Origin of the sequence: Algoriphagus pacificus (genome assembly GCF_017254845.1) — a bacterium.
GTDB lineage: Bacteria > Bacteroidota > Bacteroidia > Cytophagales > Cyclobacteriaceae > Algoriphagus > Algoriphagus pacificus.
In genome coordinates this window covers 47331-73655 of record NZ_JAFKCU010000001.1, presented here as the reverse complement: position 1 = coordinate 73655, position 26325 = coordinate 47331, and the positions used below count along the sequence as shown (strand labels likewise).

Genomic DNA, 26325 nt, shown 5'->3' with positions numbered 1-26325 from the left:
TGATTAGATTATGGCTCAGAAAAGAAACGATAAAGCAAAAGGTAAAAAAAGAGTTGTTAAGGTAGAAGCTGTAGGACAAGTTCACATCAGAGCTTCCTTCAACAATATCATCATCTCTATTACCAATAATGCAGGTCAAGTGATCTCTTGGGCTTCTGCCGGTAAAATGGGATTCAGAGGTTCAAAGAAAAATACTCCTTACGCTGCACAGATGGCGGCGCAAAACTGCGGACAAGTAGCTTATGACTTAGGTTTGAGAAAGATCGAAGTATTTGTGAAAGGTCCAGGATCTGGTCGTGAATCAGCGATCAGAACATTGCAAAATGTTGGTTTGGATGTAACGACTATTACAGACGTAACTCCTATGCCACACAATGGATGTCGTCCTCCTAAGCGTAGAAGAGTTTAATTTAAAATTGTAAAAGAATGGCTAGATATACAGGTCCTAAAGCAAAGATCGCCAGAAAATTTGGCGAGCCTATCGAAGGGCATAGCAAAGCGCTTCAAAAGAAAAACTACCCTCCAGGACAACATGGTAGAGGTAGAAGAAAGAAGCAGTCAGAATACGCTATTCAGCTTGCTGAAAAGCAGAAAGCAAAATACATCTACGGAGTGTTGGAAAGACAATTCGCTAAGATGTTTGATATTGCTTCCAGAAAATCTGGTATTACAGGTGAAAACCTTCTTCAGCTTCTTGAAGCAAGATTGGATAACACCGTGTATAGAATGGGAATTGCTCCAACTAGAAGAGGTGCCAGACAATTGGTTTCTCACAAGCACGTGCTTGTAAACGGTGAAGTAGTAAATATTCCTTCCTATTCATTGAAGCCTGGTGATGTTGTTTCCGTAAGAGAGAGATCAAAATCTTTGGAAGCTATTACCAATAGTTTGGCTGGTAGAGGTGCTAATAAATATTCCTGGTTAGAGTGGGATAGCGCTTCCTTGTCCGGCAAATTCGTCAGTGTACCTTCCAGAGATGATATTCCAGAGAATGTCAAGGAACAACTCATTGTCGAACTTTACTCTAAGTAATTTTACTATTTTCAGCTTTTAAAAAAAGAACAAGATATATGTCCATACTAGCATTTCAAATGCCCGAAAAAGTGGTGATGGAAAAGGCCGACGACTTCCATGGCTTGTTTACTTTCAAACCACTAGAAAAAGGCTATGGAGTTACTATCGGTAACGCCCTAAGAAGAATATTGCTTTCTTCGCTGGAGGGTTATGCCATCACGTCCATCAAAATACCTGGAGTGGTGCATGAGTTTTCTACCATCGAAGGTGTAGTTGAAGACGTGACCGATATTATTTTGAATTTAAAGCAAGTGAGATTCAAGAAAGTCCATGAGGCTTTTGACGGAAAAATCACTGTCGAAATCAAAAATCAGTCCGTGTTCACCGCAGGGGACATTGCTAAGTTCACTTCTTCTTTCGAGATCCTTAATCCGGATTTGGTGATTTGTCACATCGACGAGTCTAAGAATTTTGAGATTGAGATCACTATCGAAAAAGGAAGAGGATATCTACCAGCTGAAGAATCCAAACCAAAAGAGCAGGTGTTCGGGCAAATTGCCATCGATGCAATCTTTACTCCTATCAAGAATGTAAAGTATAGCGTTGAGAATACCCGTGTTGAACAGAAAACTGACTTTGAAAAGTTGATCTTGGAAGTATCTACTGATGGCTCTATCCACCCGGAGAAAGCACTTCAGGAGTCTGCTAAAATCCTGATCCAACACTTTATGTTGTTCTCTGATCAAACGATGGTACTTGACTCTACTGGAGTTGCAGAACCAGAACCAATCGACGAAGAGTTCCTACACATGAGAAAACTTCTGAAGACATCTTTGAGCGATCTAGATCTTTCTGTTCGTGCATTCAACTGTCTGAAAGCTGCTGATGTGAAAACTCTAGGAGACCTTGCCAAACTTGAAATTTCTGACATGATGAAATTCAGAAACTTTGGTAAAAAATCTCTTGCCGAGCTGGAGCAACTTATCCAAGAGAAAGGTCTGACCTTCGGGATGGATATTTCTAAGTATAAACTTGATGAAGAATAAATAACGATGAGACACGGTAAGAAATTTAACCACCTTGGTAGGAAAGCCGCTCACAGGAAGGCTATGCTTTCCAACATGGCTACTTCCCTGATTCTTCACAAGCGTATTTCAACTACGCTTGCCAAGGCTAAAGAATTGAAGAAATATGTGGAGCCATTGGTTTCCAGAGCCAAAGAAGATACTACTCATAACAGAAGAATTGCATTCTCTTACCTGAAAAGCAAAGATGCTATCATCGCTCTTTTCGGTGAAATCAGTTCTAAAGTTGGTACACGTCCAGGAGGATACACTCGTATCATCAAAACTGGATTCCGTCTAGGTGATAACGCCGAGATGTGTATCATTGAGCTAGTTGATTTCAACGAATTGATGTTGAAAGATGCGAAGCCAGCTAAGAAAACTACCAGAAGATCTCGTAGAGGATCTGGTAAAGCTGCTGATGCTCCTGCTACTCCAGCTGTTGAAGCTAAATCAGAAGAGCCTCAGGCTCCTGAAGCTTCTGCTGATACAACTGAAGGTGAAACTGAAGAAAAATAAGTTGATTAATGACTTAGATATTAAAAAGGATTGGACTTTCGTTCAATCCTTTTTTTATACCCCAATCATTCATTCTCCTTCCCAATAAATCTTTAACTTTGGGCAACTTTCAATAAAATGATTAGACAAAAAGCGACTTTACTCTTAGCGGACGGAACAGTGTTCCACGGAACCCTCATCGGAAATGCCGGTACAAACGGCGGCGAAATTTGCTTTAACACAGGTATGACCGGATATCAGGAAATCTATACGGATCCATCCTACACCGGTCAGATTGTAGTAACCACGACTCCTCATATCGGGAATTACGGTGTGATCGATTCAGAAGTAGAATCTGATCATCCTACCGTAGCTGGAATTGTTGTGAACAATTTCTCCGACATTTTCTCAAGAATTGATGCTTCTGGGTCCTTACAAGATTACCTGGTTTCAAATAATATCACAGGAATCGCTGATATCGATACCAGAAAACTGGTAAGACACTTGAGATCCAAAGGTGCGATGAATGCTATTATCAGTTCTGAATTTGAAGATAATCTTGAAGGTTTAAAAGCTGAACTAGCAAAAGTTCCTGACATGGATGGCTTGGAACTTTCTTCTCAGGTTTGTACCCAAGAGCCTTATTTCTTTGGTGATGAAAATGCCAACATCAAAGTGGCTTGCCTAGATTTCGGTATCAAAAAGAATATCCTTAGAAACCTTGCTGATAGAGGGGTTTACTGCAAAGTTTTCCCTGCTAAAACAAAATTGGCAGAAATGGAATCTTGGGAACCTCAGGCATATTTTCTTTCCAATGGCCCAGGTGATCCTGCGGTAATGGAGTATGCGGTGTCAACTACCAAGGATATCCTAAATACAGGTAAGCCTGTTTTCGGTATTTGTTTAGGACATCAGATTTTAGCAGAATCTTGTGGGATTTCTACGTATAAAATGCACCATGGTCACAGAGGCTTGAATCACCCAATCAAAAACATTTTGACTGGTAAAAGTGAAATTACCTCTCAAAACCACGGTTTCAACATCTCTCGAGAAGATGCTGAAAGCAATCCTGAAGTAGAAATTACACACGTTCATTTGAATGATAACACTGTGGCTGGAATCAAGCTGAAAAACAAACCGGCATTTTCTGTGCAATATCACCCTGAATCATCTCCGGGACCTCATGATTCAAGATATCTTTTCGATGATTTCATTTCTTTAATAAACAAAAATTAAATCTCAATAACCTTTTATACTATGACATTGATACAAGCAATTCATGCAAGACAAATTTTAGATTCTAGAGGAAATCCTACTATCGAAGTGGATGTTCTAACAGATTCAGGTGCCTTTGGCCGCGCTGCAGTTCCAAGTGGTGCATCTACAGGAGTTAATGAAGCTGTTGAGCTTCGAGATGGAGACAAGAGCAAATACCTTGGTAAAGGTGTTTTGAAAGCAGTCGAAAATGTGAATGAAATCATCCAGTCAGAATTGATCGGAGAATCAGTTTTTGATCAAAGAGGAATCGATAACCTAATGATCAAATTGGATGGCACAGATACTAAATCAAAATTGGGAGCCAATGCTATTTTGGGCGTTTCTTTAGCTGTAGCTAAAGCTGCTGCTGATGACTTGGGAATTCCTTTGTTTAGATATGTAGGCGGAGTAAATGCCAAAACTCTTCCTGTTCCAATGATGAACATTATCAATGGTGGATCTCACTCTGATGCTCCTATTGCATTTCAGGAGTTTATGATTCGTCCAGTTGGAGCTCCAACTTTCTCTGAAGCGATGAGAATGGGTGCTGAGGTTTTCCATAATTTGAAAAAAATCTTACACGACAAAGGCTTAAGTACTGCTGTTGGTGATGAGGGTGGATTTGCTCCAAACTTCTCAGGTGGTACTGAGGAAGCTTTGGCTTGTATCCTTGATGCAATCGCTAAAGCAGGTTATAAAGCTGGATCAGATATTACAATTGCATTGGATTGTGCTTCTTCAGAATTCTTCAAAGACGGCATGTATAACTATGCGAAGTTTGAAGGTGAAACTGGAAAAGTAAGAACAAGAGCAGAACAAGTAGATTACTTGGCTGAATTGACTGAAAAGTATCCAATCGATTCAATCGAAGACGGTTGTGCTGAAGAAGACTGGGAAGGTTGGGCAATGTTGACTGCGAAAATCGGTGATAAAGTTCAATTGGTAGGAGATGATCTTTTCGTGACTAACGTGAAATTCTTGAAGCGTGGTATCGAAGAGAAATCAGCGAATTCTATCTTGATCAAAGTAAATCAGATCGGAACATTGACTGAGACATTAGATGCAATTGAACTAGCTCATAAAGCTGGATTTACTGCTGTGATGTCACATAGATCTGGAGAAACTGAAGATTCTACTATTGCTGATTTGGCCGTAGCATGTAACTGTGGTCAAATTAAGACTGGATCTGCTTCAAGATCAGACAGAATGGCTAAGTACAATCAATTGTTGAGAATTGAAGAATTACTAGCAGATACTGCTTATTTTCCAAAAAAGAAATAAGCCAAACAATAGATAAAAAAAGCAGCCAGAGATGGCTGCTTTTTTTTTGCATCATTTTTGTACCTTGGTTGAGAATTAATTTTCCAGAATTACCAAATGAGCAAATACCTTAAATACACCAAAAACTTCTATGTTCTCGGGACGCTCTTTTTTATTTTTTGGATGTTTTTTATCGATTCCAATAATGTGGTCAATCAGTTCAAGTTAAGTAGTAAACTAGGTGAGCTAAACGATCAAAAGGAATTTTACATCGAAAGGAAAGAAATAATAAAGGCAGAAAGAGAAGAGTTGATGAGTAATCCTGAACTTTTGGAGAAGTTTGCTCGTGAAAAGTATCTGATGAAAAAGAAGACTGAAGATCTCTATGTCATTGTTGAAAAATAAGATTTTACTACTTTTTGTATTTACATTTTTTCTGCATCTAACAGCGAATGCACAAAGGCAAATCTATTCAGATTCTGTAGCTTTTAAAGACCGCTTGTATTTTGGAGGTAACTTCGGGATGCAATTTGGGACGGTTTCTCTAATCGATATTTCACCTTTGGTGGGAGTCATGATCACTCCGAGATTATCCTCTGGGATTGGGGCAACCTATCAATATTTCAATGATAAGAGATATATAGGTGGTGAAACCTCTTCCTACGGAGGAAGGCTTTTTACCCGATACAATGTTTTGCCCAATATCTTTACCCATGCGGAGTATGAAAGTATAAACTTTGATAATTATAACCTCTTCACGGATCAGTTCGAGCGAATCTGGGCAAATTCCCTTTTTCTAGGCGGTGGCTATTTCGCGCCATTTGGACCTAGGGGAGGGGCTAATTTCACATTTCTCTACAATGTCCTGCATGATAATTTAAGATCGCCCTACGCTGAACCTTATGTCATCAGGGTTGGTTTTGTACTTTGACAGTGCACTAAATTCAATTCCATGAATTCCTTTATTTCAAAACTCCATCAAGCACATCAAGATTGCTCTGATTGTCCTTCCCCAAAGGTTGTTCATGGTTTTTTTGAAGATGTATTAGGTCTTCTTTTTCCTGAGTTTGCTCTAAGTAAAATAAAAGGAAAAGAGGAAATTGAATCCAAACTAAAGCAACTGAAAGAGACTTTAAGTTCGATTTTGAATCGAAATACACATCTCCATCATAAAGATGGAAATGAAATTTCTTCCGATTTTTTTGAAGGATTGGAGAAAGTATATGATTGGATCAATCAGGACGTGGACGCCATTTATGAGGGAGATCCTGCCGCTAAATCCAGAACAGAAATTCTCAGAAGTTACCCAGGGTTTTATGCCATTGCAGCTTATCGAATTGCCCACTTATTACATACACTTGGGGTTTCTTTGATCCCTCGAATGATTACAGAGTTGGCTCATAGCCGAACCGGAATAGAAATTCACCCTGGAGCTAAAATTGGCCAGTATTTTTGCATAGACCATGGGACTGGAGTGGTGATTGGAGAAACTACCATAATTGGTAATCATGTGAAAATTTATCAGGGAGTAACACTGGGGGCACTGAGTGTTGATAAAGCAGATGCAGATGTGAAAAGACATCCAACCATTCAGGATAATGTGATTATTTATTCGGGTGCTACGATTTTGGGTGGAAATACCGTAATCGGGAAAGATAGTATCGTAGGGGGGAATGTCTGGCTAACCAAGAGTGTTCCTGCCGGAAGTAAAGTTTATTATCAGACACAGATGTACCATGCCGACCGGGAAGTTACAGATCTGTATGTTTTCAAAAACGACCAAAATGAAGCTATTTGAACTAGTAGGAAATACTCCACTAATCGAACTAGAACATATTCCTACCCATCCAAAAGTCAAAATCTTATGTAAGTTGGAAGGGCAAAATCCCGGTGGTTCTGTCAAAGACAGAGCAGCTTATAACATGATAAAGTCTGCTTTGGAAAGAGGCGACATCAAAAAAGGGGATAAACTTGTTGAAGCTACCAGTGGAAATACCGGAATTGCTTTGGCAATGGTGGCAAAAGTTTTGGGTCTTGATATGACTCTCATTATGCCGGATAACTCTACAAAAGAAAGAGTACTATCTATGGAGGCTTATGGAGCAAAAGTAATTTTGACGCCTGCCGAAAAGACAATTGAATACTCGAGGACTTTGGCAGAGCAAATGAATAAAGAGCAAGGTTATTATTTGCTGAATCAATTTGCCAATCCGGATAACTATCTGGCTCATTATAAAACAACAGGACCTGAAATCTGGAATGACACTGAGGGGAAAATCACCCATTTTGTATCAGCCATGGGGACTACAGGTACTATCATGGGGGTTTCCATGTATCTAAAAGAACAAAATCCCGCTATTCAAATTGTAGGCACCCAACCAACGGATGGTTCCAGTATTCCAGGAATTAGAAGATGGTCTCCTGAATTTTTACCTGAGATTTTTGATGCTTCCCGGGTGGATCAAGTGATAGATGTAAGTCAAGATCAGGCAACAAAAATGACCCGCCGAATGGCCAAAGAAGAAGGCATTTTGGCTGGAATGAGTAGCGGCGGAGCACTTCATGCTGCGATTGAACTTTCTAAAACTCTTGAAGAAGGTTTAATTGTTTGTATTACCTGCGACAGGGGAGATAGATATTTGAGTTCGGATCTTTTTGGCTAATTAGAAAAACTGCTTAGTTTTTTCTAAGCCCGTTTTTGAAACAGTTAAAGCATCCTGAGCCCAATACTTTTCATTGAACAATTCCAAAGAAAGAATCTTTGTGCCTCCCATGGTTTTTAGCATGCTAGCAATTTCCGTATAAGGAGCAATTCCATCGCCTGGATAGACTCTATCCTTGTCGGCTAGTTTTTCTCTTTCAATTCCATCCGGGATGTCGTTGACATGGATGACGTCAAATGCCTCTCCACTCAATAATTTTAAGGCATTATATCCAGAGCCTCCTCGGTATAAGTGGTATACGTCCGGTAAAATTTTAGCATCAACATCATTTGCAGCAGCAGCTACTGCAAGACATTGACTAATCGTGTGAAAAGGAGGGAAAGAACCCCAGAACTCCAGTTGAGGCATTACACCAGTTTTTCTTCCTAAATCAATCAGTCTGGAAAATTTTTCGGCTGATTCCATGACATCAATCGGAGCAGTAGCTCCAATGGCCGGAGCAGCAACTCTTGTGCAGCCAATTGCAGCCAGCATTTCCATTTCTTTTTCCATTTGGGCAAAACCCTGCTTGGACTTTTCAGCATCTTGCGACATCCAAGGAGCAAACCCGATTGCATTAAACGGGATTTGTTTCGCATCATTCAAAAGTGTTTTTAAAGATGAAAGGCTTTTTCCAGATGCCAAGTAAGCCTCTATTTCATTTACCCAAATCTCCATTCCATCAAATCCTGCTTTGGCGGAGGTATCAACTACTTGCTCAAAACTGAGCTTTTGACCGCGTATAGTACTGGTATTTAAACAAAAATGAATCTTAGCTTCCTTCTTTGGTTGCGAATTGGCGATGCTCTGCGTACTGGTCAAAGCAACTGGTGCTAAAACAAGTGATTTAATGAGGTTTCTTCTTTTCATGTTAGGTTTATTGAGATAATCTTATTTTTTCCATTCAAAGTTTCTAATTACCGCTTATGATATTCTGTATAAATTAGAATCTTAAGAGAATTAGTATCGTATTGATCCTATGCTAAAAATATACTTTTTCACACCTTTTCTATTGATTTTTATTTGGGCTGCAGAATCTTCTGCTCAGTCTAATTCTTTTTTAGCATTGTACAAAGAGCAATTGCCTTATTTTCAAGAGTTAATTACGGGAGGGCAATATGAGGAAGCTCCGTTAAATTATGAAGGCCACCCTTTTTTTCAAACTAGAGTTTTTGAAGAGGGCTATTTATTGATCAATGGAATTAAGTATACTGGAGTCCCTCTATTATTTGATGAAAACGCTGACGATCTGGTGACTTTTCATCCTATCTACAAGCAAAAGATCCTGATCAAACCGGAAAAAGTTGAAGAATTTCAATTAAACGGGGATTTTTTATTCAGGAGATTTCAGGGCAATAAATCTTATCCTCATCATAACAACGGGTTTTATGAGGTTTTAAAAGATGGGGAGATAAAAGTGCTTCAGAAACACTATAAGGATACGAAGCCCACCAAGGAAATTGGGAAATATACCTACAAGTTTATAGAGGATAGTGAATATTTCTATTGGAATGACGGGGATTTTGTACCTATTCGAAAAAAGAAGCAGGCAATACAAAGTTTAGGACTTAGTAAAAAAGAAGCGAAAAGATACATGAAAGAAAGGAACATCTATTTTGCTTTGGAAAGAGAAAAGTACATCCTGGAGCTTGCTGAATTACGTGAAGGGAAAGGTGAGGCATTTAACGGATTTACTAAATGAAAAAACTTTTACTCTTTACTTTTTTCATTTGTTTGATATTTGACTTGTTCGCTCAAACCAATAAAGGCGTCAGGATTTCTGGAACTTTCATAGGAACTCCTTTTAGCACATTTGCCGAGAGAGTAGAAGCAGAGTCTTCTGTTCGTTTTTTCTATAAAAAGGAGGATGTCGATAATCTCCAGGTAAACCTTCAGGCATCTGATACTGAACTCAGGTTAGTTTTGGATCAGATTTTTGCTAATTCTGGTTTGACTTATACCATTGATAGCTCGCAGCGAATCTGGGTTTCAAAAGGAACAAAAATAGTAACTGATTTCCCTTTAGATTATTTTTTGGTAAGAGAAAGACAAGAGTTAGAAGTAAATGCGAGTGACACTCTTGGAGCATTTGATAAAAACAAACGTTTTGTAATCGGAAAAGCTACCGACAATCCAGAATCTTCCACAGCAACTTTACGTGGTGTTATTTCAAGTATAGAGTCAGGTAGCCCAATGAACGGTGCCATCGTACTTGAAAAAGTGAATTTCACCCAAGTTGCTACGGATAAGGATGGTAGATACCAATTGAAGTTACCCAAAGGACGTCACACGATTTGGATTCAAAATATTGGAGGTTTCCAAGAGCAAAGACAGATAGAGCTTCGCGGGGATGGCGTCTTGAATATGAGTATTGCAGAAAATGTCCTTTCACTTGATGAAGTTGTGGTAAGCTCTGGAGCTTTATCTAATGTGAATAAACTGGACATGGGCGTTCAATCTATCACTATTGCAGAAGTAAAGAGACTCCCTGCTGTAATGGGTGAGGTTGATGTTTTGCGAGGGGTATTGACCATGCCAGGTGTAAATACAGTTGGAGAGGCTACTACAGGATTTAATGTAAGAGGAGGGGCTGCCGATCAAAACCTGATCCTTTACGGGAATTCAACAGTCTTTAACCCAACACATGCTTTCGGCTTTTTCTCAGCATTTAATGCCGATGTAGTTTCTGGAGTAGAGCTATATAAAGGTTCTATTCCAGTCAATTATGGAGGTAGATTATCTTCAGTGCTTCAAGTGGATCCAAAATTTGGAACGAAGGAAAAATTCAGTGGGTCTGGAGGAATAGGAATTCTTACAAGTCGATTGGGTTTTGAAGGGCCTATTGGAAAGAAAACAAACTTTGCGATAGGAGGAAGGACGACTTATTCAGATTGGGCTTTAAAGCTTTTGGAAGACGAAGCCGATCTCAAAGGAAGCAACATCGCTTTCTATGACATCAATGCCAATATTCAACATCAAATCGACGATAAAAACATTCTCGAATTCACTTCTTATTTCAGTAAGGATGACTTCCAGTTTGATTTAGATACGACGTATTCTTATCAGAACCTTAATCTTGCGCTGGGATGGAAGCATTATTTCAATGACCAATTAGAAGGGAAGTTTACAGTAGGTAAAGACAGTTATGAATTTGGAATTATCGGACAGGATAATCCCCTTAATTCTTTCAATTTCGGATTTGATGTGAATCAACTTTTCGTAAGAGCGGATTTTGAATATAGAAAAGCTGAAAATCATATTTTCAAATTTGGGGCTCATGGAATTCAGTATGATATCAATCCTGGAAGCAATAAACCCTATGGTCCTGAATCTATCGTCATTGAGCAACAACTGAGTGAAGAGAAAGCGAATGAAATTTCAATCTATTTCGGTGATGAATTTACCATAAGCGAGCAGTTTTCGGTAAGCTACGGTGGAAGATACATGCTCTATCAGTTCTTAGGCCCAATGACCATTAACCAATATGTGGAGGGCGCTCCAATTACTGAAAGTAATGTGATCGGTGAAGAGACATTTGGAAAAGGTGAGACTATCCAGACTTATCATGGACCTGAATTTAGGGTTTCGGGCAGGTATACTTTGGGAAATAGATCTTCTGTGAAGTTTGGTTTTAACACCATGCGACAAAATATTCACTTATTATCAAACTCCTCATCCATTTCTCCAACTGACAGTTGGAAGCTTAGTGATAGCTTTATCAAACCTCAGATCGGGGGTCAAGGCTCTGTTGGTTATTATCAAAATTTCGCCAGAAATACACTTGAGTTTTCTACTGAAGTTTATTATCGATACATGAATAATCTCCTTGATTATCGATCTGGAGCTAAGATTGTTCTCAATGAGGATATCGAACAAGATGTGCTTAATTCTAAAGGCAAAGCATATGGTGTTGAACTTCTATTAAAGAAAAATACTGGCTTGCTTAAAGGATCGATTTCCTATACCTATTCAAGATCTCTGATGAAGACATCAGATGAGCCAAGTGTAGAAAAAATCAATAAGGGAGAATATTATTCCAGCAATTTTGACCAACCACACCATTTGGTATTTGTGGCAAATTATGAGTTGAGTAGAAGGATCAATACTTCTCTTAATCTAAACTATAGCACGGGTAGACCTATCACACTGCCGATTTCAAAGTTTGATTATGCTGGGTCTGAAAGAGTTTATTTCTCAGAAAGAAATGCCTACAGAATCCCGGATTATTTCAGAATGGATTTTTCTGTGAACCTGGAAGGAAACCATAAGGTCAATAAACCAGCACATGCTTCTTGGTCTTTCGGGGTATATAACCTACTTGGAAGAAGTAACCCGTATTCAGTGTATTATGTGCCGGAAAATGGAAAATTGAGGGGATATCAGTTGTCTATTTTTGCAAAACCTATCCCATTCATTACCTATAATTTCAAGTTTTAAATGAGGAAAACAAGCACATATTTATATGTTTTTCTACTGTTGCTTGCATCATGTAGAGAACCATTTAATCCTGAAATAGAACCGACGGATCTTAAAGTTTTGGTAGTGGAAGGCTATCTGGATACAGAAGGCATTCCGAGTATATTGAATTTAAGTTATACGCGAAATATCGATGCTGATGATGATTTTCAGCTGATTTATCCAGAAGGAACAGTATTTTTAGAATCTGAATCGGGGGCTCAATTCCCTTTGACTTCTTTAGGAAATGGATCTTTTGAATTTTCCGAGGACATCCCCGAAGATCAAATTTATCGATTGAAAATTTTCTTAAATGATGGCTCCTCTTATTCTTCAGAACAAATTCAGCCCATTATCACACCAGAAATCATCGATGTAGGTTTCGAGAGAAACGAAAATGGAGTAGAAGTCTATCTAACCACAAAAGGAGATCAAAATGCAGATGATTTCCTATGGACATTTGAAGAAGCTTATGCTTTTCGTCCAAAAATCCCCACGGCGTATAGATATGATCCTGATAGAAAAACCGTTGTTTTGGCAACAGAGGAATTTAGAACCGATCTGTGTTATAGGGAAGTGTCCAGTTCCGATTTGATATTAGAAACTTCCTCCCGTTTTGAAGATCAATATGTTTTCAGGCAATCAATTTTACAGATTCCTCGTGGTGATGAGCGTTTGACGGTGCGATATACTATTGAGATATCCCAGAAAGCTCTGGATAAAAATGCCTCTGAATTTTGGGAAGTGATGAGAAAAAACACGGATGATCTAGGCTCGATCTTTAGTCCTCTGCCTTCTAATATCGGAGGTAATTTTGTGAATGATCAAGATCCGAGTGCTCCTGTAGTTGGTTACTTGAGTTTAGGGACAGTAAGGCAAAGAAGACTCTGGATAGATTTTAGAGACGTTATTCCTTGGGGAGTTGCTGAGGTCGAGGATTATTTTGGTTGTATTGCAGAAGGGGATACAGTTGAAATCCCAGATTATGAGTCTGCATTTAAAACTGGGAGCTATACTCCGGCTATTCCGATTTATTGCGATACCTGTTATGAACCGATTGGGTTTAGGAAAGCAGAGAGAAGATGTACCGATTGCACCCTCAGAGGATCAAATGTTAAACCAGATTATTGGGAAGATTAAAAATGGCCACCTGTATGAAATATGGTTTTTTAGGGCTCTTTTTACTGCTCTTTTCTCAATTTTCCTTTGGACAAACCAAAGAAGCTGTCAGCTTTTCCATTCCAAAAACGATTTATTTTGGAGGTGAAAAAGTGTGGATTGCTGGCGAAGTGGCTCAGGAAGGGCTGGAAGAGAAATCAGTGATTTTTTATGCAGAGCTAATCAATAGATACAATGAATCTGTGGCCATTTCAAAAATGCCTTTGGAGAATGGAAAGTCATTCAATTATCTTTCTCTACCGGAATCCTTGCCATCTGATAATTATCTTCTGAGAGTATTTACCAGAATCAGTCCCTACCAGGATTTAGAGAGTGGAATATCCCAGCAACTGATCACTGTTTTTAATAGACAATATCCACCAACTGTAATTTCAGATCGCAAAAAAACAAACCCTTCTTCCACAAGCACTCCGCTGTTTTCTATCCCAAAGGATAAATTCACAAGTGGAGAAATGCTTCAGGTGAAATTATCAGATCCAGCCTCAGTCGAGGAAATACACATTGGAGTTTACAATCCTTTTTTAGAGAAGCAAGGAATGATTTCTTCTTCGGAAATTTATGAGTCGATAGATTCAAAAGAAGTTGTTCCTGAGTTGTTTGGTCATGTCATCGAAGCAAATGTGACAAAAGAGACCGTGGATACTACCCAACTTTACTTTATCTCAATACATGGCAAGAAGTCAGCCTTATTTACTGATAGGCCAGATGAAAATGGCAAAATGTTTTTTGATGCTGGGGGGATAAGAAATTGGGATTATTTAGTCGCACAGGCAAATAACAACAAGAGTCTTATTGATTTCAACATCATTTCTCCTGCTCCCAAAACGCATTTTAAAAAGGGGTTCACGATTCCAGAATTAGAAATCAGCCCTTCAGATGAGCCTTATCTAAAGGAATTGTTGAAAGGTGGACTTGTGGAGGGATATTATGTGAATGAATTTGACACGAGAGATTTTCCGGTGATTACTGGATTTGTGGAGGACCGGGCATATAAACTGGATGATTATACTCGATTTGAATCAGTGGAAACTGTAATCAAGGAATATGTTCCTGAGGTATCGGTCAAATCTGTCCAAAAAAAGAAAGAGTTTAGGGTTGTCAATGCCATCAGATCTTTTGCATTTGAAAATAACCCATTGATGCTCATCGATGCCATGCCTGTTTTTGATTCAGATCAACTGGCAGCTTTTGATCCCAAAGAGTTTAAAAGTTTGGAAATTTTGACAAGGTTATTTTTCCTCAACGAGGAGGAGTTTCCTGGAGTAATCAGTTTTACTTCCTATAAAAATGATTTTGGAGGTTATCCTATCCCAACTAATGGGATTTTTCAAGAGTATCAGGGAATTCAGCCAAAAATCCAATCCGCCCAAAATTTGTTTGACAGTCCTGGTTCAGAAAGTGACATAATGGATTGGAGAACGATACTTTTCTGGTCAAAAACTCCGGGAAGTCAGGAATTATCGAATACAGTTGAAATTAAAGTTCCCGAGCTTAAAGGCTTTTACCTTGTCACTTTGAAGTCAAATGGTGATTCTTACTCCAAAGTGATTCAGGTCAATTAACTGTCTTTTTTCTTCAATTCGCTTTGTAAAAACTGCCCGAGCTTAGCTTGATAATTTTTTATTTCTGGATCGTATACCGGAGTTAATCCTTTCTTTTCCGGAAAGGTTTCCATGTGAACAGTCTGAGTTGGGAATGCAAATCTTACATCTAAGGACTCTGCAAGTTTCATGATTTTGATTAGAACTTCATGCTTGCATTCCAATTCCTCTGCCCAAGTCGGAACTTCAAAAAAGATATAAAACATGATGTCCAAACTGTAAGATGACAGTCCATTAAAATAAACATGGAAGGTGTCTTTTCTTGTTTTGGGATGTGCCAAAACGATCTCACGCAAGCCTTTTACAAATTCTTCGACAAGTTCCGGCGGGGTGTCATAAGTGATTGTCAAAGTGGTATAGAACCTTCGATATTGCCTTAACCCATGGTTGTCAATTGTAGCATCGGCTACCTTTCCGTTTGGAATATACATTACCGAATTCCTAAACGTTCGAACTCTAGTGGATCGAAATCCCACTTCCTCTACCGTACCATCTAGATCTCCTGAGGTAATCCAATCTCCCACTTGAAAAGGTCTATCCAAAAAGATCATGATAGACCCAAAGAAGTTTTTGATAGTATCCTGCGCTGCCAAAGCGATTGCAACACCACCGATAGATAGACCAGTCAAAAATGGAATTATATCCAGATCCAGCCCTTCTTTCAGTACGAAGAGTGTTCCGATAATAACCACAAAAGCTTTTAAGGTTTTTCGGATTAGCGGAACTAATTGATCATCCAATGTTGATTCTGTACGAGATGCCATCTTTGAGAAATATGCAGCGATGACATCAACAATTTTGTAAAAGATGACTGTGATTAATAATGGTTTGAGAGTTTTAATAATCACAATGATCCAGGCCCAAATTCCAGTTGGTAATTGGAGAACTGGTAAGAAAAGTGCCAGTAAAAGCACGATGAAATAAAAGCTGGTAATTCTTGCCACAGGCAAGAGGTAGTTTTCACCTATATATCCGTAACCAGTTCTTTTTAAAAGATAGAGAAGCCCTTTGTCCACCAAAAAGGTGAAAAGCATGTGGCTTAGAAAAACCAAAAAAACTAAGATCAAAAAACCTACTAACTGCCAAAGGTGGAAGCCTAGGTATTCCTGATTTCCGATTTTAGGAAGTAAATCCAGCAGTTTTGCAGTGCCAAATGGGTATGTCTCGCGATGTAATGTATTTATTTGTCCAACAGAAAATGCAGAGAACTTCCATTGAGAACCAACTTTTTCTAGAAATACTCCAGGCAATTGCTGTTTATCGAAGTAAAAGATCTGATCTCCATTTGAAGTTGAATCACGGTAATTCTGTTCATTTGGAATTTCACTGGTTCTTATGATCACTCCTTTTCCTTCGAAAACCTGCTTCAGTTTGATGCTGAGTTGATTTCCATTTTGGTTTTCTACACCCTTTAGATTTAAAGTTTTTGCAGCTTTTTCGGGATGAAAATTATCTTCCTCTAGATTATAAAAAAATGTCAGAGTCGTATGGTAGGGTGAGTTCAAATTGACCTCCTCACTTACTTCCCTTAAATCATCTTGCTCAGTCAGCAATTGGGCTTTAGCCGCTGGGATGGATAAACAAAGAAGAAAAACGAAAAGAAGAAAATTCTTAAAATTCATGGGTGTAAATTTTTTGCAAGGTAGCTATTCAAGGAAGGAAGCCCAAGAATAGCTCAATCCTTAATCCGCCAACAGGAATTCTGTCAATCTAGAACCATTGATTGTTCTGATCAGATATTGACCTTGGGATGCTTGATAGGTGATTTGAATTGCGTTGCTGCTTTCCAGAGGCATGGTTGTCAAAAGATTTCCTTTCATGTCATAGAGATAACTAAACTCCTGAGTCAAATCTGTCAGAGCGAAAATCTGTCTTTCACCACCAAAATCAAAATACTGGTAAAGCAATTCATCGCTTGCAGCAGGGAGATTCATCAAGGTTTTTTCGTCTTTATCAAGTACAGATACTTCATTAAACTGACGGGATACAAAAACAAAATCATTTGCCTTTTGGTCTGGAATCAACATGAATTCGCTATCACGATCATTCTTAATCAACTGATTTCTATAGCTGATTTCTCCATCGAAATTTGTTTTGATGATTTCTCCATTAGTAGTGATGGTCACAAACTGGAAGCTTCTGGATCTAGGATCTCTCCAGACGATACCTTGGGAAAGGATAGATTCTCCAATATTTACAGGCGAGCCTCTTTCCTTTTCACCTCTTCTATTGAAAAGGTATAAGTTGCCTTTTTCTCCTAGGGCAGCCATGAAATCCCCTTTGCCAGGAATTCTATAATGGGCCGGAGCTCCGGTTGTCTTTTCTCCAATGGATAATGGATTCCAGCCATCTAACTGATCACCTGTTTTATCCAGTAAATACAGATTGCCCTCTTCAGTGCTAATAAAGTATCGATACTCTTTGGTATTTGAATAGTCTACCAAATTCAACTCCGAGATATATTCATTTCCTAGATCAAATGGATACCCAGGAAGTAGATTGCCTAGCCGGTCTATTCCATAGATTTTATCCTTTGTCGTTAAAAGGATCTGAAGTTTTCCATTTTTATAATAATCAACTTGAAATACATTTGAAACGATAGGTCCATCTAATGGATAAGAATAAACCTCTTGACCTACTCCATTGAATAAATGCATGACGTTATTTTCATCCTGAACCAGAATATCTTCTGTATTGTCTTGGTAGTTTGTCACTGAAACTGGTCCGTAAATCAAAGGAGCACTTAATGTTACAGCATTATTCGGCTGTAAGCTGATTGCTTCTGTTTCTACTTTTTGAGGCTTCAGGTCACTTTTATAAGGTAAAGACAGGGTTGCTTCAGTTCTGTCTGGATAATCATTGATCCGAAAAGCAAGCCATTGAAATGAGCGGAAGCTGTTGCTGTATTTTTGAAGGAAAGCACTCCAAGACGGATTGGTTAAATTGGTCCAGTTGTTCCAAATCTTGTCAATGAGATAGATCCGAGAAAAACCTGAAGCGGCACTTAAAGCTGATTTTGCTTCCGGAGCATTCGGTGAATTTCTCCAAGTGTTATTGGATGAAAAATCATCCAAAATCAGTTTCATGGCCTGCTGCGAATTACTGAAAATCAAAATATCGTTGACGCTAGTGACAAAAGTCTGTCCGAAGCCAGGGAATTTACCACCAAATAAATGGGCAGGAAATTCTTCTTCTGAAAGAAAGAGAATCTCATAATCCAGATAAAAGTCTGAGTTTTCTTCGTTTTCGGAAATCTGGAATTCTTTTAAAAGGGAAATAGCAGGAGCGGCATTTTCTGTATTTGCCAATAAGACGAGATTATGATCCGAACCCCCGTAATTTTCAAGATCCAGAAGGTATAATTCTCCAGTTAGGTTGTCAAAAAAGCCTTTGTCTGTAAGTTTTCGCTGTATTTCTCCAGCCAAAGTTGATCGGAAAGGGAATGCTCTGTTTTCAAGTTTTTGGGTTTCATAGATGCTTTCCAGATTAAACTGTGTAATGGAAAGAGTTCTATTTGAAATCAGTGATTCAATGGCTGTAATATTAGCTCGAATTGAAGGAGTGAAGTTTATCGGATCAGGGTAGACAATCGGTCCAGTAAACTCTAAACTTCCATCTTGAAAAGCCAAGTTCAAGGCTACCCCCGAATTGATGACTTCCAAGCCGGAAATTGCTTGATTCTCACGATTACCAGCTACTCCTTTAAGAAGAGCAGCTATTCCTTTTCCTGATAAAAGAAGCCTTCCAGGTCCATTTTTATCAATCGAGGTACTTGAAACCAAATCAAAAAAATCTTCTTGGGTTTCATTCATATAAAAACGAATCGATTGTTCGACCAAAAAAGAGGACGAAGAAAAAGTCACTAAATCTCCAAGAATTGCAATTGACCAGAGTCTTTCATTGGCACTATCGTAAAACTCAATGACTTCCTGATCGGAATACATCCTGTTTTGGAATCTTGAACCGGCTGGTATTTTGGTTTTGATTTCCTCAATTATTCCAGAAGTTTTATTCGGATTTAAATTCAGGGTAAAAAGTAGGTCGAAATTTTCGATGCCAGTGGAGTGGAGGCTGATTGTCAGCTGCTCATCTTGAATCAGTTTGGCTATCTGTCCTTTCTCACCAGATAGGCTGTCAATTGTGACTAATTGAGTTGAAATTCTTTCGAATGCTGGAAAAGTTTGGAAGATCCCCCAAACCGGATCGTTTACCAGAGTATTCCATGTTTCTGCCCCTGTGTAAGTTTCAAAAACAAATACGGCATCTTGGCTGATAAGCTCTAACCCGTTGACTTTTCTTATTGAAAAATAATTTTTGTAGACCCAGAATCCCCCACCTGCCAGCAGGAGTATGAATAAAAGAATAAGAAGGCTTTTCCAGATTTTCACAAGTCTTTTATTATTTCAAGGGTGTGGTACAAAAATTAGACCTAAGAATCCAGATAAAACGCTCTGAAGACTTAGGTCTAGCTGTTGGAAACTACTGAGCTTATTTACCCAATTTATCCAATACGGCCATTACTTCTTTCACGTGACCTCTAGAAGTCTCAAGAAGCGCTTTCTCTTCTTCGTTAAGATCAAGCTCGATTACTTTTTCGATTCCGTTTTTGCCCAAAATAACTGGTACACCTAGGTAACAATCATCGATTCCATATTCTCCGTCCAATTTGATACAAACTGGGAATACTCTTCTTTGATTTTTCAAGATAGCTTCTACCATTTGTGCAGCTGCTGATCCTGGAGCATACCAAGCTGATGTTCCCATTAATTTCACTAGCTCACCACCACCGAATTTTGTTCTTTCGATGATCGCATCAAGCTTCTCGGCATCGATTAATTCTGTCACTGGAATACCAGCTACAGTTGTATAACGAGGAAGTGGTACCATGGTGTCACCATGTCCACCCATCAATATCGCTTGGATTTCTTTTGGAGAAACATTCAATTCAGAAGCGATAAATGCTCTGTAACGAGCTGTATCCAAAATACCCGCCATTCCCATCACTTTTGTTCTAGGAAGTTTTGAAGTCAAATGCGCCTGATAGGTCATTACATCAAGTGGATTTGAAACCACGATGATGATTGCATTTGGAGAATGTTTAACCACGTTTTCAGTCACTGACTTTACGATTCCAGCATTGGTCTCGATTAAGTCGTCACGTGTCATCCCTGGTTTACGAGGAAGACCTGAAGTAATTACGACAACGTCAGAGTTTGCTGTCTTGCTGTAATCATTTGTACTACCTACAGTGCGGCTGTCGTACTGATTGATTGGAGCTTTCTGCCAAATATCAAGGGCTTTACCTTCAGCAACACCTTCTTTGATGTCTACTAAAACGATTTCTTCTGCGATTTCGCGATAAGCCAATACATCGGCACAGGTAGCACCCACGTTACCTGCCCCTACTACGGTTACTTTGCTCATGAGATATTATTAATTTTTATTTGAATTACTGCCTCTAAAAAAGCGACGCTAAGTTATTAAACTATGCCTAGTAATAGAAGTCAGGCGATGAATACTTTATCTCTTGGTCGGTATTTTTGATGAATGAATGCTAAAAGGGTTAAGCAGTTTTATTCAAACATCTGTCGGAGACTGAAAAATCCAAAAGACTCACGGTAGGATTTGAATAATCTCTGGTTGTTTTGGTTGTAATATTCAGCCAAAGAAGTCATCATTTTCGCCTTGATTTTAGGATTACTGTCAAAGATTTCCTGAATAGCGAAATGCGGAATCACAATGAGATCCGCTTCATCAGACATGATAATTGCTGTATAGGTTCTTTTGGTATGTTCTAGTAGAGAGTTCTCTCCAAAAGCCTCACCTTTGTTGATTTCTAAAATCGTCTCAAAATTATCCTGAATGTCAATGGTCAAGGAGATTTGTCCTCTTTTGACCAAATAAAGGGCCTGACTAGGATCTTTGCTGAAAAAAACCACCTCATCGCGTTTGTATTTCCGGTGGTGCATGGCAGGAATAAAACGTGCCATTTCTTTGTTTTTCATCCGCTCAAAAAATTTGATTTGAGTGAGGAAGTCAAACATTTCATGCTCTTCGGGAGTGTAGGTTTTAGAAAATGGATTCCTCATAGTTACCTTCTTTTCAGGTATAAAATTTTTCGCGTGGCTGCAGTTTGTTTGGCCCAGTCAGCTATTCTGTGTCCGATGATCCAGGCTATTTCACCTCCCGATTCCAAAACCTTGACTTCTTGCTTTTTAATCAGCGGTATTTTCAAATCTATCAAAAAGTCAGAGATTTTCTTGCTGTTTTTCATTCCTAAAGGAATAAATCTATCTCCTTCTTCCCAAGACCTTATCTTCAAAGGAAAGGATAATTGATCTAGGTCCAACATGGCATTGATTCGACTGGTGTCTAATTCGCAAGGGGCATTTATTTTCAGTAATTCGTAATTCCCTTCTGGCAATGCAAAGCCCAAATCATCTTTTGAAACTTCAATTTGTGAGAAGTCAATGACACGAGGAGCCAAAATCAGTTTTCTTCTATCGATGTTCAATATAAATGAAGGAGTTTCGAATAATTTGCCCGAATCCCCTGTAAGGCAGGCTTGGTAAATTTCTTGGGACTGATCACTATTGAATCCATAAGATCTTAACCAAAAGTAGAGAAGCGAAGTCGCTCCCTCAACTTGTAGGAAATCTTTAAAATCCAATGTTTGAATCCCGTCTTCTTCTATGATGGAGGTTTTCTTCCAATTGTCAAATAAGCCTGAAAATGCTTTGCCCGTGTCTTTTAACCTGTTGAAGCTTGTGAAAAGATTGTTTCGAGCATCTTCTGAAACTTCTAAAAGTGCTGGGAGTGCTTCTATTCTAAGTTTATTTCTTTTGTAATCCGTTTTTTTATTAGAACTGTCTTCCCTCCATTCGATAGAATATTCTTGAGCAAATTCAGAAATTTTAACTCGTGAAAAGGGTAATAATGGACGAATCAGCCAACCTCTTCTCTCTGCCATGCCGTATACTCCCTCTATGCCGGTTCCCCGCAATAGATTCAAAAAGATAGTTTCCAATTGGTCATCTTCATGGTGTGCCAGAAGAATCCCGTCTAACCCCCTACTTGCACGGACTTCTTCAAACCAATCATATCGTAGTTCTCTGGCTGCCATTTGGGTAGAAATTTTCTTTTCATCAGCTAGTTGGGATGTTTCGGCATGATGAATATGAATTGTTTTTCCCCATTCGTCGGCAAGGTTCTTGACAAAAGCCTCATCACCATCACTTTCCTCCCCACGCAAATGAAAATTTACATGAGCTAGTTCAAAAGGAATCCCAGCAAGAATCAAAAGTTTCCCCAAGCAGACACTATCCAATCCACCACTACAAGCAAGAAGGTAGTTCTTTGTGGGGTCTAATAAAGACTTATCTTGGTAATGCTGGATAAATGCTTCGATCATTGATCAAAAATATCATTTTCTGCTAATTTTGCCCACATTCAAAATTTTATGACCGTTCAATTCCCAAAAGTAGTTCTGATTGCCTTTGCACTTTTAGCCTCGTTTTATGCGAGTGCTCAGGAATCATCGACTCTGGAAATCAATCAAGCGGATGAACTGCTTGGAGCAAACGGTTTTGAAAGGTTGATTGGAGATGTGAAAATGAGGCATCAAAATTCATTGATTTACTGTGATTCAGCTTATTTCTATAGAAATCTGAACCAGGCAAAGCTATTTGGGAACGTCCGGATTATAGATCAGGAGGATCCCGTGACTACTACGAGTTCATATGCTGAGTATGATGGAAATACGAAGCTTGCCAAGCTGAGAAATAATGTGGTTTTCACCAATCAGGAAACAACCCTTTATACCGAATACCTAGACTACGATCGCGGGTTAAACGTGGCGTATTATTACAATGATGGCAAAGTAGTCGACTCAGCCAATGTCCTGACTAGTGAAAGAGGAAGGTATGAAGTCAATTTGGAGAGAATAACTTTCCAGAATGATGTGGTGCTAGTAAATCCGGATTATACCATGAAAACCAATGATTTGGTTTACATGACGATTCCAAAAACTGCCGAAACAAAAGGATTGACCAATTTGATTTCTAAAGAAGGAAATACTTTGGACGCTCAAAAAGGAAGTTTTTACGACACTCAACAAAAGCAATTCAGATTTTACGAAGGAATAGTTGAGACAGAAACAAGTCGTGTAAAGGCTATTGAACTCTTTTACGATGAAAATTTAGCCTATTATGAAGGCACTAGAGATGTCCGTGTTTTAAATAAGGAGAGGGAAGTGGAAATCTTTGGTGATGTAGGTAAATACTGGGAAGAAAGAAAATATAGCCTCGTTTATGGGAATGCCTTAGTGAGGAAATATTTTGAAGCGGATACGCTTTACATGACAGCTGATACCTTGATTTCTCAGGACAACGAGGTTGATACGGCTAAATATCTTTTGGCATTTCATTCTGTCAATCTGGTAAAAACTGATCTATCTGGAAGAGCTGATTCATTGGTTTACAATTACAATGACTCCACCATTTTACTCTATGAAGATCCGGTTATGTGGAATCAGAAAAGCCAGATTACGGCAGATAGTATGACTTTTTATATCGCCAATGAAAATCTGGATAGAGTTTTTTTGAAGGATAATGCATTCGTTATTACGCAGGATACCATTATGAATTTCAATCAGATGAAAGGATTGAAAATGACAGGGTATTTTAATGATGGGCAGATTGATGTCATGAATATTGAGGGAAATGGAGAGTCGCTGTATTTTGCTTTGGAATCAGATACAGTCACCCAAGGAGTAAACAGGACCTTGAGTGCCACAATCAAATTGCGATTCAAGGAAGGAGCTATCCAGCGGGTCAATTATGGAATCAAACCCGATGGAAGATTTATTCCTTTTCAAAAAGTTGATGATGAAAATTCAAGACTTGAGGGATTTACTTGGCGGGTGGAGGAAAAACCAGATATGGACTTGATCAATCGCTGGAGATCTGTAGTCGAAATAGATCTTGATGCAGAAAATTTATTTGATATTCCTGAGGTAGAAATCAGAATGCCGACAGATTTGGAGATCGAACAAGAATTAAAAAAGAGGGGAGTGATTCTTCTAAAACCCTTGATTCGAAATGAAATTAATCCAAAAAAACCTGTTAACGTCCAACTTTAGAAAAAATTTTATCAAGGTTAACAACATTTAACCCGATTTTTCTGTCTTCTGATTAACAAGCATCTAAATTTGTGCGTATATTGATTACTGTTGAGAACATAACAGCGGCTTATTGAATAGAACTTTACATGAATAACTTCCTCAAACTTTTTATGTGGCTCTGCCTGACGCTACCGCTATTTGCGGAAGCGCAGCAAGTTCGCGTGTTGAGTGAAGAATTAGAGTTCTCTGGAGATTTGAGTTCGACTCAGCGAAAAACAGTAATTCTTCAGAACGAATCCAATCAATCCAAAACTTATTTTCTTAAAAATATCATTGGAAATATTGGTTCTTCTCAGCAAGTCAAAATCTGCATTGGGGAGCAATGCTTTGATCCAAGGAAAGAACTAGCCAAAATAAAAGTTACGCTCGAGCCAGGTCAATTGATGACAGATATGTATCTGGATTTTGATATGGGTATCGTTTCTACTCGAGGTAATTTTGAGTTGAACTTTGTCAATGTTGAAAATATCAGAGAATCCTTTGTGATTGGAGCCAAATATGAGGTTTCCAACCCAAATGAAAAGATTGACGAGTTTGACTACAAAGAAATTACACTAAGTGATATCTATCCGAATCCAAGCAATAGAATTGCTCAGCTGGATTATCGGTTAAAAAATACTAACGCACAAGCTAAAATCGCAATTAATAGCTTTATTGGTAATCCGGTAGCGGAGTACCAGCTTGATCCGGATCGAAATTCGTTAGTAATCAATGTTTCTGATTTCAATCCGGGAGTTTACTTCTACACACTCTTTGTTGACAATAAAAATATTGTGACCAAGAAGCTCGTTGTCAAGAAGTAAGCATTAATCACTCTCCTTACTACCATTTGAATCCGAATAATTATCCCGTATATTTGCGGTCTTGAAAATGAAAATGCGCGTACAACACATTATCGTCCTATTTGTAATCTTGGCAGTAAGTGCCTGTGGTCCTTTCAATAAATTGGAGAAAAGTACCAATTGGGAGGAACTCTACGCGGGAGCGAATAAATATTACCAAGAAGGCGAATACAATAAAGCAATCATTCTCTATGACAAGGTTTTGCCAGTCATAAGAGGAAGTGAAAAGGCTGAATTGGCAGATTACAATTATGCCAATTGTCATTTCAAGACTAAGCGATATATCGAAGCAGCAGGATATTTTAATAATTTCTTCCGTACCTATAATAGGAGTCCATTAGCAGAAGAAGCTTTGTTTATGCATGCTTATTCATTGTACTTAGATGCTCCGGATTATAATTTGGACCAGCAAAGTAGCCAAGAAGCAGTAGCTGCGATTCAACAGTTTGTAACCAGATTCCCTGGTTCTGCAAGCTATGAGCGTGCGATGGAAATGTTGGACGATCTTCAGAGAAGATTTGAAGAAAAAGCGTATCAGGAATCCTCCATGTATTACAGATTGAAAGATGGTCTGTATCCAGGTGATTTCTTGAGAGCATGCATTATCAATTTTCAGAATTTTGCGAAGGATTTTCCTGAAAGCAAATACAATGAAGAGTTGGCCTACAAGCTTGTAGAAGTAAGTACAAAATATGCTGAAAACTCTGCGTATCTTAAAAAGGAAGAAAGATTGACAGATGCATTAAGGTTTGCTGGTAATTTCTATAGAAAGTATCCTGAGAGTGGTTACACTGCAGAGGTGAAATCATACGAAGAAGAGGCAAGACTAGAAATGCAAGAGCATTTAGAGTTGAAAAAGAAAGTAGCTGAAAGAAATGCAAATATCGAAGCAGAGAAAAAAGCTACTTTAGAAACTCCGGAAAAGAATTAATAAACGAACTTAAATAGATCAAAACATGGCAATTAATCCGTCGATCATTACTCGTGATTTAGATAAAATCGCTGAAAAGACAGGAAATCTTTACGAATCACTTCACGTGGTTGGTCAGAGAGCAAAGCAGATTTCTTCTACATTGAAAGAAGAATTGAACAATAAACTATCTGAGTTTGCTTCTACAGTTGACAACTTGGAAGAAGTTTTCGAAAACAAAGAGCAAATCGAGATTTCTAAATTCTACGAAAGAATGCCAAAGCCTTCTACTATGGCAATGGAAGAGTTCTTGGAAGGAAAAGTCTATCATAGATTTCCTTCTGAAGAGGGAGCTGAGTAAT

At 38.6% G+C, this 26325-nt stretch carries 24 protein-coding genes; 18 read left to right on the top strand and 6 right to left on the bottom strand.

Annotation, left to right across the window (positions count from 1 at the left end):
* Nucleotides 1-10 precede the first annotated feature (10 nt).
* The 10 genes from rpsK (at nucleotide 11) to cysM (ending at nucleotide 7756) form a co-directional block, all read left to right on the top strand.
* Nucleotides 11-409, top strand: a complete 399-nt coding sequence (gene rpsK / locus J0A69_RS00300) for a 30S ribosomal protein S11 (protein WP_074226895.1) — start codon at nucleotides 11-13, stop codon at nucleotides 407-409.
* Nucleotides 410-426: 17 nt separating this feature from the next.
* On the top strand, nucleotides 427-1032 hold the full coding sequence (rpsD, locus tag J0A69_RS00295; protein WP_206584530.1) for a 30S ribosomal protein S4: 606 nt from the start codon (nucleotides 427-429) through the stop codon (nucleotides 1030-1032).
* 38 nt (nucleotides 1033-1070) lie between these two features.
* Entirely contained in the window at nucleotides 1071-2060 is a 990-nt protein-coding gene (locus tag J0A69_RS00290) for a DNA-directed RNA polymerase subunit alpha (RefSeq protein ID WP_206584529.1), read from the top strand.
* A gap of 6 nt (nucleotides 2061-2066) precedes the next feature.
* Nucleotides 2067-2597, top strand: a complete 531-nt coding sequence (gene rplQ / locus J0A69_RS00285; RefSeq protein WP_206584528.1) for a 50S ribosomal protein L17 — start codon at nucleotides 2067-2069, stop codon at nucleotides 2595-2597.
* A gap of 117 nt (nucleotides 2598-2714) precedes the next feature.
* Nucleotides 2715-3812 (top strand): glutamine-hydrolyzing carbamoyl-phosphate synthase small subunit, encoded by a 1098-nt coding sequence (carA, locus tag J0A69_RS00280; RefSeq protein WP_206584527.1) that lies wholly within the window; start codon nucleotides 2715-2717, stop codon nucleotides 3810-3812.
* Nucleotides 3813-3833: 21 nt separating this feature from the next.
* A complete protein-coding gene (gene eno / locus J0A69_RS00275) occupies nucleotides 3834-5114 on the top strand; it encodes a phosphopyruvate hydratase (protein ID WP_206584526.1) in 1281 nt (426 codons plus the stop codon).
* A 96-nt stretch (nucleotides 5115-5210) separates the two neighbouring features.
* Nucleotides 5211-5498 (top strand): FtsB family cell division protein, encoded by a 288-nt coding sequence (locus J0A69_RS00270; protein WP_206584525.1) that lies wholly within the window; start codon nucleotides 5211-5213, stop codon nucleotides 5496-5498.
* On the top strand, nucleotides 5479-6024 hold the full coding sequence (locus tag J0A69_RS00265; RefSeq protein ID WP_206584524.1) for a hypothetical protein: 546 nt from the start codon (nucleotides 5479-5481) through the stop codon (nucleotides 6022-6024). The genes J0A69_RS00270 and J0A69_RS00265 overlap by 20 nt, the downstream gene beginning before the upstream one ends.
* Before the next feature lie 21 nt (nucleotides 6025-6045).
* A complete protein-coding gene (gene epsC, locus J0A69_RS00260; protein WP_206584523.1) occupies nucleotides 6046-6891 on the top strand; it encodes a serine O-acetyltransferase EpsC in 846 nt (281 codons plus the stop codon).
* Entirely contained in the window at nucleotides 6878-7756 is an 879-nt protein-coding gene (gene cysM / locus J0A69_RS00255) for a cysteine synthase CysM (protein ID WP_206584522.1), read from the top strand. Before epsC ends, cysM begins: the two co-directional genes overlap by 14 nt.
* On the opposite strand, the gene J0A69_RS00250 is transcribed toward cysM, so the two are convergent.
* The gene (locus J0A69_RS00250; protein ID WP_206584521.1) at nucleotides 7757-8665 is read right to left on the bottom strand and encodes a sugar phosphate isomerase/epimerase family protein; all 909 of its coding nucleotides are present in this window, start codon (nucleotides 8663-8665) and stop codon (nucleotides 7757-7759) included.
* A gap of 109 nt (nucleotides 8666-8774) precedes the next feature.
* Here J0A69_RS00250 and J0A69_RS00245 point away from each other — a divergent pair, with 109 nt between their 5' ends.
* The 4 genes from J0A69_RS00245 to J0A69_RS00230 are packed head-to-tail and all read left to right on the top strand — an operon-like array spanning nucleotide 8775 to nucleotide 14991.
* Nucleotides 8775-9497: a hypothetical protein gene (locus J0A69_RS00245; RefSeq protein WP_206584520.1), complete on the top strand. Its 723-nt coding sequence runs from the start codon at nucleotides 8775-8777 to the stop codon at nucleotides 9495-9497.
* On the top strand, nucleotides 9494-12232 hold the full coding sequence (locus J0A69_RS00240) for a TonB-dependent receptor (RefSeq protein WP_206584519.1): 2739 nt from the start codon (nucleotides 9494-9496) through the stop codon (nucleotides 12230-12232). Before J0A69_RS00245 ends, J0A69_RS00240 begins: the two co-directional genes overlap by 4 nt.
* Entirely contained in the window at nucleotides 12233-13390 is a 1158-nt protein-coding gene (locus J0A69_RS00235; protein ID WP_206584518.1) for a DUF4249 domain-containing protein, read from the top strand.
* Nucleotides 13391-13404: 14 nt separating this feature from the next.
* Complete coding sequence (locus J0A69_RS00230; RefSeq protein ID WP_206584517.1) at nucleotides 13405-14991, top strand: hypothetical protein; 1587 nt, start codon at nucleotides 13405-13407, stop codon at nucleotides 14989-14991.
* Here J0A69_RS00230 and J0A69_RS00225 read toward each other — a convergent pair.
* The 5 genes from J0A69_RS00225 to tilS all read right to left on the bottom strand — a co-directional run bounded on the left by J0A69_RS00225 (nucleotide 14988) and on the right by tilS (nucleotide 22441).
* Nucleotides 14988-16652, bottom strand: a complete 1665-nt coding sequence (locus tag J0A69_RS00225; protein WP_206584516.1) for a mechanosensitive ion channel family protein — start codon at nucleotides 16650-16652, stop codon at nucleotides 14988-14990. The two genes, J0A69_RS00230 and J0A69_RS00225, sit on opposite strands and share 4 nt — an antisense overlap.
* A gap of 60 nt (nucleotides 16653-16712) precedes the next feature.
* On the bottom strand, nucleotides 16713-19418 hold the full coding sequence (locus J0A69_RS00220) for a hypothetical protein (RefSeq protein ID WP_206584515.1): 2706 nt from the start codon (nucleotides 19416-19418) through the stop codon (nucleotides 16713-16715).
* A gap of 100 nt (nucleotides 19419-19518) precedes the next feature.
* On the bottom strand, nucleotides 19519-20454 hold the full coding sequence (gene mdh / locus J0A69_RS00215; protein WP_206584514.1) for a malate dehydrogenase: 936 nt from the start codon (nucleotides 20452-20454) through the stop codon (nucleotides 19519-19521).
* Nucleotides 20455-20603: 149 nt separating this feature from the next.
* Nucleotides 20604-21119: a Crp/Fnr family transcriptional regulator gene (locus J0A69_RS00210; RefSeq protein WP_206584513.1), complete on the bottom strand. Its 516-nt coding sequence runs from the start codon at nucleotides 21117-21119 to the stop codon at nucleotides 20604-20606.
* A gap of 2 nt (nucleotides 21120-21121) precedes the next feature.
* A complete protein-coding gene (gene tilS / locus J0A69_RS00205) occupies nucleotides 21122-22441 on the bottom strand; it encodes a tRNA lysidine(34) synthetase TilS (protein ID WP_206584512.1) in 1320 nt (439 codons plus the stop codon).
* 48 nt (nucleotides 22442-22489) lie between these two features.
* On the opposite strand from tilS, the gene J0A69_RS00200 reads away from it, so the two are divergent.
* The 4 genes from J0A69_RS00200 to J0A69_RS00185 all read left to right on the top strand — a co-directional run bounded on the left by J0A69_RS00200 (nucleotide 22490) and on the right by J0A69_RS00185 (nucleotide 26324).
* Nucleotides 22490-24169, top strand: coding sequence for an OstA-like protein (locus tag J0A69_RS00200; protein WP_206584511.1), 1680 nt, complete (start codon nucleotides 22490-22492; stop codon nucleotides 24167-24169).
* Nucleotides 24170-24297: 128 nt separating this feature from the next.
* Nucleotides 24298-25014 carry a T9SS type A sorting domain-containing protein gene (locus J0A69_RS00195; RefSeq protein ID WP_206584510.1) on the top strand — a complete coding sequence of 239 codons (717 nt, stop codon included), beginning with the start codon at nucleotides 24298-24300 and terminating at the stop codon, nucleotides 25012-25014.
* Nucleotides 25015-25081: 67 nt separating this feature from the next.
* Nucleotides 25082-25984 (top strand): outer membrane protein assembly factor BamD, encoded by a 903-nt coding sequence (locus J0A69_RS00190; protein WP_206584509.1) that lies wholly within the window; start codon nucleotides 25082-25084, stop codon nucleotides 25982-25984.
* 25 nt (nucleotides 25985-26009) lie between these two features.
* Nucleotides 26010-26324: a DNA-directed RNA polymerase subunit omega gene (locus tag J0A69_RS00185; protein WP_206584508.1), complete on the top strand. Its 315-nt coding sequence runs from the start codon at nucleotides 26010-26012 to the stop codon at nucleotides 26322-26324.
* The last annotated feature ends 1 nt before the right edge of the window (nucleotide 26325 follow it).

Excerpts from the sequence above, each read along its gene's own strand:
- J0A69_RS00195 (WP_206584510.1), top strand. The coding sequence starts at position 24,298 with ATGAATAACTTCCTCAAACTTTTTATGTGGCTCTGCCTGACGCTACCG.
- J0A69_RS00235 (WP_206584518.1), top strand. The coding sequence starts at position 12,233 with ATGAGGAAAACAAGCACATATTTATATGTTTTTCTACTGTTGCTTGCA.
- carA (WP_206584527.1), top strand. The coding sequence starts at position 2,715 with ATGATTAGACAAAAAGCGACTTTACTCTTAGCGGACGGAACAGTGTTC.
- J0A69_RS00270 (WP_206584525.1), top strand. The coding sequence starts at position 5,211 with ATGAGCAAATACCTTAAATACACCAAAAACTTCTATGTTCTCGGGACG.
- J0A69_RS00245 (WP_206584520.1), top strand. The coding sequence starts at position 8,775 with ATGCTAAAAATATACTTTTTCACACCTTTTCTATTGATTTTTATTTGG.
- rplQ (WP_206584528.1), top strand. The coding sequence starts at position 2,067 with ATGAGACACGGTAAGAAATTTAACCACCTTGGTAGGAAAGCCGCTCAC.
- rpsD (WP_206584530.1), top strand. The coding sequence starts at position 427 with ATGGCTAGATATACAGGTCCTAAAGCAAAGATCGCCAGAAAATTTGGC.
- J0A69_RS00210 (WP_206584513.1), bottom strand. The coding sequence starts at position 21,119 with ATGAGGAATCCATTTTCTAAAACCTACACTCCCGAAGAGCATGAAATG.
- J0A69_RS00230 (WP_206584517.1), top strand. The coding sequence starts at position 13,405 with ATGAAATATGGTTTTTTAGGGCTCTTTTTACTGCTCTTTTCTCAATTT.
- J0A69_RS00185 (WP_206584508.1), top strand. The coding sequence starts at position 26,010 with ATGGCAATTAATCCGTCGATCATTACTCGTGATTTAGATAAAATCGCT.
- J0A69_RS00200 (WP_206584511.1), top strand. The coding sequence starts at position 22,490 with ATGACCGTTCAATTCCCAAAAGTAGTTCTGATTGCCTTTGCACTTTTA.
- eno (WP_206584526.1), top strand. The coding sequence starts at position 3,834 with ATGACATTGATACAAGCAATTCATGCAAGACAAATTTTAGATTCTAGA.
- epsC (WP_206584523.1), top strand. The coding sequence starts at position 6,046 with ATGAATTCCTTTATTTCAAAACTCCATCAAGCACATCAAGATTGCTCT.
- J0A69_RS00250 (WP_206584521.1), bottom strand. The coding sequence starts at position 8,665 with ATGAAAAGAAGAAACCTCATTAAATCACTTGTTTTAGCACCAGTTGCT.
- mdh (WP_206584514.1), bottom strand. The coding sequence starts at position 20,454 with ATGAGCAAAGTAACCGTAGTAGGGGCAGGTAACGTGGGTGCTACCTGT.
- rpsK (WP_074226895.1), top strand. The coding sequence starts at position 11 with ATGGCTCAGAAAAGAAACGATAAAGCAAAAGGTAAAAAAAGAGTTGTT.
- cysM (WP_206584522.1), top strand. The coding sequence starts at position 6,878 with ATGAAGCTATTTGAACTAGTAGGAAATACTCCACTAATCGAACTAGAA.
- J0A69_RS00190 (WP_206584509.1), top strand. The coding sequence starts at position 25,082 with ATGAAAATGCGCGTACAACACATTATCGTCCTATTTGTAATCTTGGCA.
- tilS (WP_206584512.1), bottom strand. The coding sequence starts at position 22,441 with ATGATCGAAGCATTTATCCAGCATTACCAAGATAAGTCTTTATTAGAC.
- J0A69_RS00225 (WP_206584516.1), bottom strand. The coding sequence starts at position 16,652 with ATGAATTTTAAGAATTTTCTTCTTTTCGTTTTTCTTCTTTGTTTATCC.
- J0A69_RS00265 (WP_206584524.1), top strand. The coding sequence starts at position 5,479 with ATGTCATTGTTGAAAAATAAGATTTTACTACTTTTTGTATTTACATTT.
- J0A69_RS00290 (WP_206584529.1), top strand. The coding sequence starts at position 1,071 with ATGTCCATACTAGCATTTCAAATGCCCGAAAAAGTGGTGATGGAAAAG.
- J0A69_RS00240 (WP_206584519.1), top strand. The coding sequence starts at position 9,494 with ATGAAAAAACTTTTACTCTTTACTTTTTTCATTTGTTTGATATTTGAC.